The 12,251-nt window shown below is 64.4% G+C and carries 11 protein-coding genes; 6 read left to right on the top strand and 5 right to left on the bottom strand.

Annotated features, from left to right (window positions below):
- Positions 1–5 precede the first annotated feature (5 nt).
- Complete coding sequence (locus tag AC1Q61_RS11060) at positions 6–410, bottom strand: hypothetical protein (protein WP_042920849.1); 405 nt, start codon at positions 408–410, stop codon at positions 6–8.
- 152 nt (positions 411–562) lie between these two features.
- Between AC1Q61_RS11060 and AC1Q61_RS11055 the strand changes: the two genes are divergently transcribed.
- Positions 563–1,756 carry an AI-2E family transporter gene (locus AC1Q61_RS11055; protein ID WP_003945249.1) on the top strand — a complete coding sequence of 398 codons (1,194 nt, stop codon included), beginning with the start codon at positions 563–565 and terminating at the stop codon, positions 1,754–1,756.
- On the opposite strand, the gene AC1Q61_RS11050 is transcribed toward AC1Q61_RS11055, so the two are convergent.
- On the bottom strand, positions 1,757–4,735 hold the full coding sequence (locus AC1Q61_RS11050) for an AAA family ATPase (RefSeq protein ID WP_042920852.1): 2,979 nt from the start codon (positions 4,733–4,735) through the stop codon (positions 1,757–1,759).
- Positions 4,732–5,907, bottom strand: a complete 1,176-nt coding sequence (locus AC1Q61_RS11045) for an exonuclease SbcCD subunit D (protein WP_030536250.1) — start codon at positions 5,905–5,907, stop codon at positions 4,732–4,734. Before AC1Q61_RS11045 ends, AC1Q61_RS11050 begins: the two co-directional genes overlap by 4 nt.
- 217 nt (positions 5,908–6,124) lie before the next feature.
- Here AC1Q61_RS11045 and AC1Q61_RS11040 point away from each other — a divergent pair, with 217 nt between their 5' ends.
- On the top strand, positions 6,125–7,081 hold the full coding sequence (locus AC1Q61_RS11040; protein WP_007726347.1) for a DUF6542 domain-containing protein: 957 nt from the start codon (positions 6,125–6,127) through the stop codon (positions 7,079–7,081).
- 70 nt (positions 7,082–7,151) lie between these two features.
- Here the strand turns inward: AC1Q61_RS11040 and AC1Q61_RS11035 are convergent, their stop codons facing one another.
- On the bottom strand, positions 7,152–8,165 hold the full coding sequence (locus AC1Q61_RS11035; protein ID WP_042920853.1) for a 4-hydroxy-3-methylbut-2-enyl diphosphate reductase: 1,014 nt from the start codon (positions 8,163–8,165) through the stop codon (positions 7,152–7,154).
- A 153-nt stretch (positions 8,166–8,318) separates the two neighbouring features.
- Between AC1Q61_RS11035 and AC1Q61_RS11030 the strand changes: the two genes are divergently transcribed.
- The 3 genes from AC1Q61_RS11030 to AC1Q61_RS11020 are packed head-to-tail and all read left to right on the top strand — an operon-like array spanning position 8,319 to position 10,395.
- Positions 8,319–8,918 (top strand): lipid droplet-associated protein, encoded by a 600-nt coding sequence (locus AC1Q61_RS11030; protein ID WP_030536251.1) that lies wholly within the window; start codon positions 8,319–8,321, stop codon positions 8,916–8,918.
- On the top strand, positions 8,915–10,180 hold the full coding sequence (gene xseA, locus AC1Q61_RS11025) for an exodeoxyribonuclease VII large subunit (protein WP_042920858.1): 1,266 nt from the start codon (positions 8,915–8,917) through the stop codon (positions 10,178–10,180). The genes AC1Q61_RS11030 and xseA overlap by 4 nt, the downstream gene beginning before the upstream one ends.
- Positions 10,177–10,395 (top strand): exodeoxyribonuclease VII small subunit, encoded by a 219-nt coding sequence (locus tag AC1Q61_RS11020; protein ID WP_003945276.1) that lies wholly within the window; start codon positions 10,177–10,179, stop codon positions 10,393–10,395. The genes xseA and AC1Q61_RS11020 overlap by 4 nt, the downstream gene beginning before the upstream one ends.
- Before the next feature lie 21 nt (positions 10,396–10,416).
- Here AC1Q61_RS11020 and AC1Q61_RS11015 read toward each other — a convergent pair whose 3' ends face one another.
- Positions 10,417–10,986 (bottom strand): DUF4245 domain-containing protein, encoded by a 570-nt coding sequence (locus tag AC1Q61_RS11015; RefSeq protein ID WP_003945206.1) that lies wholly within the window; start codon positions 10,984–10,986, stop codon positions 10,417–10,419.
- Between the two features lie 180 nt (positions 10,987–11,166).
- Here AC1Q61_RS11015 and glpX point away from each other — a divergent pair, with 180 nt between their 5' ends.
- On the top strand, positions 11,167–12,201 hold the full coding sequence (gene glpX / locus AC1Q61_RS11010) for a class II fructose-bisphosphatase (RefSeq protein ID WP_003945202.1): 1,035 nt from the start codon (positions 11,167–11,169) through the stop codon (positions 12,199–12,201).
- The last annotated feature ends 50 nt before the right edge of the window (positions 12,202–12,251 follow it).

The raw sequence follows: 12,251 nt of genomic DNA, 5'->3' as shown, positions 1-12,251 counted from the left end.
TCCGGTCAGGGGCAGGTGGCCTTCGCGAGTTCGTAAATGTGGCCGGCCTGCTCGTCGGTGGGCTTGTTGCCGTTGTTCTCGGCCAGGTCGGTGATCTTGGTCTTGACCTCCGCCTCGTCCGTGCCGTTGGCGACCTCGGTACACGTGGTCGTCAAGATCACCTCGATGTCTGCGTCGTCGCGGTTCTCCGCCAACGGTGCGTAAGCCCCACGGAACGTGGCGACGAACAGCGCCGTCTTGCCCTGATCGATGGCGTTGCCCGCTGACTGTTTCGCCGTCTCGAGCGCCTGTTGCCCGCTCGTGACTGCCTCGCTGATCTTGTTCTGCGCGTTGTCCTGATCCTCGGTGCTACACGCGGTGAGCCCGAGAACGACGATTGCTGCTGCCCCGACTGCTGCTGCGATTCTCATGACGGAAATGTTAGTCCGATCAGCATGCTTCAAAACACAGTATTGCAGCGCAACACACGAGTTATCGCATGCAGTCGTTACGATCAGCTCAGCTAGATCACCGGATTCGCACATCGGCGAGGAGATCCCTGCGCCGACGGAAAGGACGATCAGTGAGCGAGCAAGACAAGGGGACGTCCGCAGGGGTGCGCAAGCGCGACCGCGGCGAGATCATCGGGCAAGGGGGTATGTGGCTCGCAAAATGGTCGTTGGTGTTGGCGTCGATTTCGCTGGGCGCCTGGATTTTCGGCTGGCTGATCGAAAAGCTCTGGGTCATCATCCTGCCGGTGGCTCTGGCTATCGTTGTTGCGACAGTCATGTGGCCGCCGACCCGCGGCATGATCAAGCGCGGGATGCCACCGGCCGCGGCAGCCGGCATCACCCTGGTGCTCTCGATCGGAATCCTGGCCGGTGTGATCGCCGGCATCGTTCCGTCAGTGGTCAGCCAGGCCCCCGAGCTCGCGAACAAGACCACCGAGGGCATCAACCAGGTTCAGGACTGGCTCCAGGGTCCGCCGCTGAACCTGAAGGACGACCAGATCGACAACGCCGTCCATGCCGTCATCACCAAGGTGCAGGAAAGTGGAACCGCCATCGCTTCAGGCGTTTTCAGCGGCGTGAGCACAGCGAGCTCGTTGTTGGTCACGCTCGGTTTGGTCCTGATTCTCGCTTTCTTCTTCATCAAGGACGGACCGAGGTTCATCCCCTGGCTCCACGCTGTCGGCGGCGGCCGTGCCGGTCGGCATCTCGAAGAGGTCCTCACCCGCATGTGGGACACGCTCGGCGGATTCATCAGGACACAAGCACTGGTGAGTCTGATCGACGCGGTCTTCATCGGCGCCGGACTGCTGATACTCGGGGTCCCGCTGGCACCGGTGCTGGCAATTCTCACGTTCATCGGTGGCTTCATCCCGATCGTCGGTGCCTTTGTCGCCGGCGCCCTGGCCGTGTTGGTTGCGCTGGTGGCCAACGGTCTCACCACCGCCATCATCGTGTTGATCATCATCCTGGCCGTTCAGCAGATCGAAGGAAACGTCCTTCAGCCTGTGCTGCAGAGCAAGTCGATGAAACTCCACGCCGTCATCGTGCTGCTTGCCGTGGCCGCCGGTAGCTCGCTGTACGGCATCGTCGGCGCCTTCCTCGCAGTGCCCGTCGCCGCTGTGGCAGCAGTTGTCATCCGGTACATCGGCGAGCAGATCGACGAACGCGCAAGCGACAACGAGCCGATGCCCGCCGGCGATGCGTCGGACATCCTCGAGGATCAAGACGACGACGCCGAGTCAGAGGTAGAGAACAAAAAGGCCTGATCAGCCCGCGATCACCTTCACCGAGGAGCCTGCACGTCCGCGAATGACGTGCAGGCGACTCGGGATTCGCTGCCTCATCTCGTCCACGTGACTGACGATGCCCACCACTCGTCCACCGTCGCGAAGCTCGTCCAACACAGCCATCACCGAGTCGAGGGTGTCGGCGTCGAGAGTGCCGAATCCTTCGTCGATGAACATCGTGTCGAGAACGATTCCGCCGGACTCCGCCGCAACCACATCGGCAAGTCCGAGGGCCAAAGACAACGACGCCAAGAATGATTCACCGCCCGAGAGCGTCTTCGCCGAGCGAACGACACCCGTGAAGTCGTCCCGGATGTCGAGCCCCAGACCGCCGCGGCGACCCCGAGAACCTGCCTCGTCACTGTGCACGAACTCGTATCTGCCCCCGGACATCCGCTGCAGCCGAACCGATGCCGACACGGCGATCTCTTCCAACCGCGACGCGAGCACATACGCTCGCAGCGACATCTTGCGACTGTTCTGACCTTTGCCGGCGATCACGTCGGCAAGCGCCGCGAGTTCGTCGTGCAGTTCCCGCTCAGGTGCAACCGCTTCGTATGCCTTCTCGAGTTGTCCGCTGAACCGTTCGAGATCCGACACACGGTTCTCGGCCAGGGAAGCAGCTGCAACAGCCGAGTTCACCACCTCGGCGCACTGAAGAGCACGCTCGCGAGGACCGTCGACGTCGACTGTCTCGACTTCGCTCACCGCAACAACCTCGGGGTCGTCGAGGACCGTCCGAGCGGCCACCTCGAGGTCGCGTGCTTTGGCGAGTTCCGTTTCGATCGCTGCGATTCGGGCCGGCGATCTCACCCCTTCGATCGCAGCCTCGACCGAATCGAATCCAGCAGCGGCCGCCGCAGCGGCCAGTTTGGTCGACAGTTCCGCCGATCGCGCCTGCGCACGAACGGCGTCGTCACGCATCTCAGACGCCGCCGAGGCAGCGGAGGCAAGCCTTTCGAACCGCGAGCGCTGAGCAGCGATGGTCGAATCTTCTCCCACCGCAGCGACGATCGCCGCTCGAATCTGCTCGACCGTGGCCGACAGAGTCGTCGTACGCTCGGTCAGTGCCGCCAATTCGGCCGTCAGAGAAGCGGATTCCTGTTGCAGCTCGCCGTCACGCTCGTTGAGATGCCCGAGCTTGTCGGCCAACCCTCCAACCTGACCGGCAGAGTGGGCCGCCTCGTCAACGGCGTTCCGAGCCGCGGCGCGGAGCCTGTCGAGTTCTGCGACGTCGCCGTCCCCGCCGCGGGCGATCACCCGGTCGATGTCACGGTCGACGGTTACCTGGTGGTCGACTACCTTGCTCAGGGCTTTCTCGGCCGCACGCTCGGCTGCGGACGCGGCTTCCAGATCGGGCTCGGTGACCGTGACGACATCAGACTGCGCCGGCGCAGGGTGTTCACGCGAACCACACACCTGGCATGGGTCACCGGGCGCGAGTGAACTCGCCAACTCCGCCGCCATGCCCTCGATACGCTTCTGCACGAGGTCGAGCCAGCGCCCGCGAGCACTCTGATGGGCGTCGCGCGCATCCAACACCTGCACACGAATCTTCTCGGCTTGCGCACGCAGAGAGACGAATTCATGAGCCGCTGCCGCAGCATCCGATGCTTTGGCCAGTGCAGCTTCGAGGCCGGGCAGAGCCGCGTGCGCGCGTTGCGCATCCTCCAGTCGTTGGCCGGCCGAGCGCACCATTTCTGGCAGTTGAGTGCGTTCAACCGCGATGGCATCGATGCGCTCGGACAGAGCGTCTCGCCGAACTCCGAGTTTCTCGATCTCGGCTTCTGCCGCATCGGCTCTGCGAGCATCCTCCGCCATTGCGTCCAGGCGAACGATCTCGTCACGCCAGGTCCGGATCCGAGCTACGACGCGTTGACGCTCGTCGTCGGTGGGTGGCCACACCTCCGGCACGAAAATCTCCGGACCGCCCGTTGCGGAGTAGGTCGACATCGCTGCGGTCATCGATTCGAGTGCGGCAGCGAGGTGCAAGCCGGCAGCGTCCACATCGCCGGCGACAGCGGCCACCGGCAGTGCGCGCTTGGCGGTCTCGAGTTCAGCGCCGATCACAGCTCTTTGGGCGGCGCCCGTATTGAATGCTGCGAGTTCAGCGGTCGCACGATTACGGCGAGCGACCAGATCTGCGGTTCGCTGCGCCGCCGACAGAACCCGATTAGCCTCGGCTGCTGCATCTTTCGCGGTCACCAGCTCCGCAAGACTTGTATCGCGGGTGTCCTGAGCCTCGGCGAGGAGTTTGCGCGACCATTCCAGTGGGTGTGCCTCGGCGCCTACCTCGAGTCCCGCAGCTGTCTCGACCTTCGCGAGCAGCAGCCGCACGGATTGCTCCCTGGCCGCGAGCGCGGTCGCACTTGCCTTTCGCTTGGCGTCGAACCATGCCTCGACGGAGACAAAACGCTTGGTGTCGAACAGACGCTCGAGCAGTTTGCCTCGCTCGTCACTCTCGGCACGCAGGAATTTGGCGAACTCACCCTGCGGCAAGAGCACCACCTGGAAGAACTGATCAGCGCTCATGCCCATGAGGCGGTTGATCTCGTCACCGATGTCAGGGATGCGCGAAAGATTCTCGCCGCGGCCGTCCAACCACGTCAGTGTGGCCTTTGCATTCTCTGTGATCGAACCGGTGCCACGCTTCTTCGGGCGCGAATACTCTGGACTACGAACAAGTTTGATTCTGCGACCACTGATGGTCGCTTCGAGTTCCACGCGCGGCACCGAACCGGCGGGCGCGTGATCGGACAGTAGCCGTTTGCCCTCGTTGCGCGCACCCGGAACCCGCCCGTACAGGGCAAAGGAAACCGCGTCGAGGATCGTGGTCTTGCCTGCACCGGTGTCGCCGTGCAGAAGGAACAGCCCGTCTGCACCCAATCGGTCGAAGTCGACCTCGACAGTGTCGGCAAAGGGCCCGAAAGAGCTGACTTCGAGTTTGTGCAGCCTCACGCGGTTTCACTCAGTTCTACCGTGGACTCCTCGGCGCGCGCGGCAGCGCTGAGCGCTTCGGCCATCAACGTGACCTCCCGCTCGGACGGGTCACTACGCACGGCCGAGACAAAGCCGCGGGCGATCTCCATGTCGGTTCGACCCCGTACCGCGTCGCGATACTTGAGATCCGATTGTCCTTCCGGCCTTTGCCATTCGAGGTGAACGGCAAAGGGGAAACGTGCCTGGAGCTGCCTCATGGCATCGACGGGACGAACCGGGTCGGTGAGCAAAGCGGAGACGTAGCACTGCTCGGAATCGGCGTACTTCGACTCGGTGAGAAGTTCCTCGAGAGTTCCCGTCACCTGGCTCAGCCCTCGAATCACCGGAAGATCGAGGCGCTGCACCGACGACAGACCGGCTGCGTCGAGTTCGATCAAAAGCGCAGCCTTGCGGTGGCTGCGCTCACCGAACGAATACGGCAACGGTGAACCTGAGTACCGCACACTCTCCGAGAGCATCTGCGGAGAATGCAGGTGTCCGAGGGCGACATAGTCGACGCCGTCGAATTCGCCCACTGCGACGGTCTCCACTCCGCCGACCGAGATGGAGCGTTCCGATTCGGAGGCCTCACCGCCCACGACGAAGGCATGGGCGAGCAATACCGATCGAGTCGCGGGGTCGGCAGCCGTTCGTTCGGCGAGATCTCGCCGAACACGCGACATGGCCGCTCCGAGGATGTCGGAATGAGTACGAGCCCGGGGCACGTCCAACTCGACGCGCGTGATCTCCGGCTCGAGGTACGGAATCCCGTAAAAGGCGACAGGACCGAACTGATCGCTCAGCATCACCGGAGTACCGATCTGGCCGACGCGAGTGATCAGGTGCAAGCCGCCGGCAGCGGCAAAGGATGCCCCGGCTCCGAGCCGCACCGCGGAATCGTGATTGCCGGACGTCGCGACGATGACCGCCCCCGCCGCCCGGATTGCCTCGAAGCCTCGATTGCACACGGTGACCGCGTCGGAACTGGGAATCGAGCGGTCGTAGATGTCCCCCGGCACGACCACGACGTCGACGCCGTGTTCGCGGACGGAATCTGCGATGGAACCGAGCACACTCGACTGATCGGCCAGCAGATCGACGCCGTGAAAGGTGCGACCTATATGCCAATCGGAGGTGTGCAGAATCTTCATGAATCCGACGGTAGAGCAGCCCACCGACACCGCCGATCTCCCACGCTGACGGCTTCGTCGGTGTGCCCCAACCCACGAGCGTCCGGTGACCCTGCACACAATCCGTCCGGTTCGTTTGGCGAAGAACCCGAAACCATCGCGCCATCGCGTCGATAAATGCGCCAGCCACGACCCGCACAAACACGGCCGACAACGCAAGAACCGCTAATGTCGTTATGTGTCTGCAACCCAACGTGCTCGCTCCGGGGTACCGCTGGACAAGCGATCGCTCATCGTGACCGTCCCCGGCCTGCCCTGGTGGGGAGTGATCCTGCTTGCTGCCGGTGTGACCGCCGTCGGCGTACTGATCGATGCCACCGGAGGCGGCGGAGAGCTCACCGCGGTGTTCTCGACGTTCTACTTCCTGGGCTGTCTCTTCGCTGTGGTTGCCGCTTCGAACAAAGCACTCTTCACCGCGATGGCCCAACCGCCGTTGCTGCTCTTCGCTGCGGTGCCGATCGGGCACACGCTCATCGGCAAGGACAACAGCACCGCGCTGCGCGATATCGCGATCAACATCGCGTACCCGTTGGTCAACCGCTTTCCGATCATGTTGGCCGCAACCGTGGTCGTGCTGATCATCGGTGGCTTCCGATACTTCCTGCTCAATCAGCGCCCCACCGGGCCCGCGCGCTCGACCCGCTCCCGCCGCTCGGCGGCCACCACTCGTGACTCCTCTGCGGCTGCCACGCGAGAACAACCCGCACCCGAGACCGGGCGTCGACGCAGAGTCTCGGACGCGCCCGTCCCCGGGCCGCCGCGTCGCCGCGCCCCCGAGGTGGACGAGCAGCCCGCCTACCGAAGCACCCCCAGGCGCGAGCCGATCCAGGACGAGCGTCCGCTGCCGCCTCGGAGAAGCCCTCAGCCACCCAGGGTCGATCGCACGCACCAACCGCCTACGCGTCGCCCCCAACCCGACAGTCGGCCCGTGGCAGACGACGACTACCCGTCGTACGGTCGCCGCCGGGCGCCCGAGCCCACTTCGTCGCCCAGACGTGAGGAGCGGATGGAGCCCTTCTTCGCTTCGGGTGACGACGTATCGCCGCCGCTGCCCCCTCGCCGCCGCCCACCCGGAGTCGATCTTCCCGCGTATCCGCCGCCGCGAGTTCGGTACCGCGATCGCGAAGAGCCCTGAACAGACGCGCCCGGTAGCACAAAAAATGCGGGGCACCTTCCAGATGGAAGGTGCCCCGCATTTTCTTGTTTCAGGACGTGCGCGCTGCTCGCAATTCACGGGGAAGGGCGAACACCAGAGTCTCGTTGGCAGTGGTGACGGGTTGAACGTCGTTGTATCCGTGCTCGGCAAGAAGTTCGATCACGCCGCGCACGAGCACCTCGGGTACCGATGCACCCGACGTGATGCCGACGGTCTCGACACCCTCGAGCCACGCGAGATCGACCTCACGGGCGTAGTCGACCAGGTACGACGCGGCAGCGCCCGCCCCGAGCGCGACCTCGACCAGGCGAACCGAGTTGGACGAGTTCCGCGAACCCACCACGATCACGAGATCACACTCGGGAGCCATCGCCTTGACCGCGACCTGACGGTTCTGCGTGGCGTAACAGATGTCGTCGGACGGCGGGTCCTGCAGATTGGGGAAGCGCTCACGCAGGCGCGCGACGGTCTGCATCGTCTCGTCGACGCTCAGTGTGGTCTGGGAAAGCCAGATGACCTTCGACTCGTCACGAACCGTGACCGCGTCGACCGAATCCGGGCCGTCGACGATGGTGACGTGATCGGGAGCCTCACCTGCGGTGCCCTCGACCTCCTCGTGGCCTTCGTGGCCGATGAGCAGAATGTCGTAATCGTCGCGGGCGAATCGCTTCGCTTCCTGGTGCACCTTCGTGACCAGGGGGCACGTCGCGTCGATCGTGCGCAGGTTCCGCTCGGCAGCCGAGTCGTGGACGGCCGGCGACACACCGTGCGCCGAGAACACGAGCAACGATCCCTCGGGAACCTCGTCGGTTTCGTCGACGAAGATCACGCCCTGATCTTCGAGCGTCTCGACGACGTGGCGATTGTGGACGATCTCCTTACGCACGTAGATGGGTGCGCCGTGCTTCTCGAGGGCCTTCTCGACGGTCTCGACCGCGCGGTCGACGCCGGCGCAGTAGCCGCGAGGCTCGGCGAGGAGCACGCGCTTGGCGCTGCCCTTGCGGGTGGACGGCGAATCAGCCGAGTGCGCGATACCGAGATTGAGAGGAACAGCCGAAGACATGTGATCAGCCTACTGGCACCTCGAACGTGAGACACTCCGGCAAACGTGAACACCTCGGTTTCGGGCTCCGATCGAAGGTTCCGAAGTAAACGAGTACAGCCGTCACAGGCAAGTCGGCTACCGATTGTCGGAGCTTTGCGGCAAGCTGTGGGAATGATCCGACCACCGTTCGTGGCGCGCGTTGCCGCGGGACTCGCCGTCACCGCGATGGAAGAGGCAAAGAAGTTGCCCACCACCGCCGTCGCCCTGCCGATGACCGCCGTGAGCCAGATGCTGCAGACAAGCATGCGCGTGCAGCAGTCGATCACCTCGCTGGCGATCAAGGGCGATCAGGCATTTGCACTGATCAACTGGTCTTCCGAGGACGAACAGCCCGAGTGGGCGGTCTTCGACGAAGACGTCGATGCGCCTGCTGACCCGACGCCTTCCACCGGATCGACCACCGCTGACACCCCGACCAACGCCGGTCGCTTCGCGCTCTACTCGCTCGAGCCGACTGCCCCCATCGAGGAACCCGCACCCGTCGCCGAGTCCGAATCCACGGCAGCTACGACGGACGGACCTGCCGAAGAGCCCGAGATCGTCACCGAACTCGACTACCCCAACCTCACACTCGCACAGCTCCGTGCGCGCATCCGGACGCTCAGCATCGACGAGCTGACCGCAGTCCTGGACTACGAGAATGCGACGCTCGCCCGGGCACCGTTCCAGACCATGCTCACTAACCGCATCACCACAGCCAAGGCAAAGTGACTTCCGCAACGCCCCCCGCTTCATCGCAGCGATCGTCCGGCGCCAGTAGCGCTGAGCAGCCGTGGCCGGTCCGCACGGTTTCCGCCAAGGTCGCCGGCTGGATCGATCGGCTCGGCAGTATCTGGGTCGAAGGTCAGATCACCCAGATCAATGCACGCCCCGGCACCCGAACGGCCTTTCTCGTCCTGCGTGATCCGTCGGCAGACATGTCGCTGTCGATCACGTGCTCACCGCAGTTGTTGCACAACTCCCCGGTGCCGTTGACCGAGGGCTCGCGAGTCGTGATGTTCGGCAAGCTCTCGTTCTACACCGGACGCGGAACGGTGTCGTTGCGTGTCACCGAGATTCGCGCCGTGGGTATCGGTGAGCTGCTTGCCCGCATCGAGAGACTGCGCGCCTTGCTCGCCGCCGAGGGCTTGTTCGATCCGCGGCTCAAACGGCCGCTTCCGTTTCTGCCCGGCACGATCGGCCTGATCACGGGCCGAGCCAGTGCGGCCGAGAAGGATGTCGTCTCAGTCGCCCATCGTCGTTGGCCAGCAGTTGCCATCGCAGTGCGTAACACCGCGGTTCAGGGTCCGACTGCTGTTCCCCAGATCATCGAAGCGCTGAAGGAACTCGACGCCAACCCGGTAGTCGACGTCATCATCCTCGCTCGCGGCGGCGGTAGCGTCGAGGATCTCCTGCCGTTCTCCGACGAAGCGCTGTGCCGCGCCATCGTGGCCTGCACGACGCCGATCGTCAGTGCCATCGGACACGAGCCGGACAGCCCGCTCAGTGACCACGTCGCCGACCTGCGCGCAGCCACACCCACGGACGCGGCCAAGCGCGTCGTACCCGACGCGGTTGCGGAAGCTGCCCTGGTTGCGGATCTGCGTGACCGCAGCGCTGCGGCACTGCGCAGCTGGGTCAAGCGTGAGTCTCATCTGATCGAACAGTTGCGCACTCGACCGGTCATGGCATCGCCGCTGCTCGCGGTGGACCGTCGCGCCGAGGAGGTCGAAAGGCTCCAAGCCGCCGGACGACGCGATGTGACTCGGTTGATCGACTCCGAGTCCCGAACGATCGAGCATCTGCGCGCCCGGCTCACCACGCTGGGCCCCGCCGCGACGCTGGCCCGCGGATACGCAGTCGTGCAACGTGTTGTCGCCGAAGGCGATCCGGAGGTTCTGCGCTCGGTCGAGGACGCGCCACCCGGTACCCAGATTCGAGTTCGACTTGCAGACGGCGCCGTTCGCGCCGCAGTGATGGGAAGAGAAAAATGAGCAACGCCACCGACACCGACATCAACGAACTCGGCTACGAAGCAGCCCGGGACGAACTGGTGAGCGTCGTGAAGATTCTCGAACAGGGCGGTCTGGACCTCGACGCGTCACTCTCACTGTGGGAGCGAGGCGAAGCGTTGGCCAAGCGCTGTGAAGAGCACTTGGCCGGCGCGAGGGCCCGCGTCGAAAAGGCTCTGGCCGAAGCGGACGAGTAGCGTCCGCTCCGACCGCAAATCCTATGGCGTGATCGGCTGCGCTGCGCCGACCTTCTCGGCAAGAATCCGGAACTCTTCCGGCGTCGCCGCGCCCGTGAGCAACAGGCGAACATCCCCGACGTCCGTGACCCAGATCGACTCGACACCTTCGCCGCCGAAGACGTTCCACGTATCGGCACCGACGGTCTCGACTCCGGTCGCGAATCGCTGTCCACCGGCAACATGTGACACCAACGGGAATTCCTCGGCGTTGCTCTGTGTCAGCTGGATGTAGCGACCACTGGTCGTGATGAATCCCACAGTGCTCGAATCTCCGCCGCCGTCGCCGGAGATGATCTTGCGACTGCCGGAGTTCGGAGTCCACCCGTCCGGAACACCGGGATTACGGATGGGAAATCCGAGTTCCTTCGCGTCGTAGTTCAGAGCTGCGTCCACGTCGACGCTCGGGATAGGCCCCTGTGTCGGGCCGCCAGGACTGAACGTGCACTGGCTGGCGATGCCCGCAATGATGATGCAGAACAGCACCAACGGTACGAGAGACCAGACCATGTCTTTGTTGTCTTCGAGAATGCGGGGTTTCTTCGATGCCACACCCCCAGTATCCAGGTACTCCGCAGTAGATACGATTCCCGGTCCCCCTCGAGCGAGACAAAACGTCTCTGCGGCGACCCGACAGCGCACGTAGCCGCTCCCATCTGGGACAATGACGCCTGAAGAAACCACTGCGTCGACACACCCCGTCGACCGCGACCGCGCCAGGAGGCACCGCACATGACGGCCAGCAGCACTCATCGTGAGACCCCGGACCGTAACCTCGCACTCGAATTGGTCCGAGTCACCGAAGCCGGTGCTATGGCTGCCGGCCGCTGGGTAGGCCGCGGCGACAAGGAAGGCGGCGACGGAGCAGCCGTCGACGCCATGCGTCAGCTCGTCTCCTCAGTCTCGATGCGCGGCATCGTCGTCATCGGTGAAGGCGAGAAGGACGAAGCGCCGATGCTGTTCAACGGCGAAGAGGTCGGAAACGGCGACGGCCCCGACTGTGACTTCGCCGTCGACCCGGTCGACGGCACCACCTTGATGTCCAAGGGCATGCCCAACGCGATCTCTGTTCTGGCTGTTGCCGAGCGCGGCGCGATGTTCGATCCGTCGGCCGTGTTCTACATGGAGAAGATCGCTGTCGGGCCGGATGCCGCAGATGTCATCGACATCAGCGCACCGATCGCCGAGAACATCAAGCGCGTGGCCAAGGTCAAGAAGGCGTCGGTCTCCGACATCACGATCTGCATCCTGGACCGCCCGCGTCACAACCAGCTGATCCAGGACGTTCGCGACACCGGCGCTCGTATCCGTCTGATCTCCGACGGTGACGTTGCCGGCGCGATCGCCGCAGCGCGTCCGGAGTCCGGCACCGACATGCTCGTGGGCATCGGCGGAACGCCAGAGGGCATCATCGCCGCAGCAGCCATGCGCTGCATGGGTGGATCGTTGCAGGGCAAGCTGGCCCCCACCGACGACGAAGAGCGTCAGAAGGCCATCGACGCCGGTCACGATCTCGATCGGATCCTGTCCACCGAAGATCTCGTCTCGGGCGAGAACGTCTTCTTCTGCGCCACCGGCGTCACCGACGGTGACCTCCTGCGCGGCGTCCGCTACTACGGCGGCGGCGCCAGCACGCAGTCCATCGTGATGCGTAGCAAGTCCGGCACCGTTCGCATGATCGACGCGTACCACCGTCTCGAGAAGCTGCGCGAGTACAGCTCCGTCGACTTCGACGGCGAAGAGGGCGCGGTTCCCCCGACGTTCTGATGGGCTCCGCCCCGTGAGTGGTTAGGGAGTCCCTGCACTCCTTAACCGCT

The organism is Rhodococcus sp. MPR-R1B (assembly GCF_058793255.1).
Note: the sequence above shows the minus strand (reverse complement) of the source record. Positions and strands in the feature narration are given on the sequence as shown.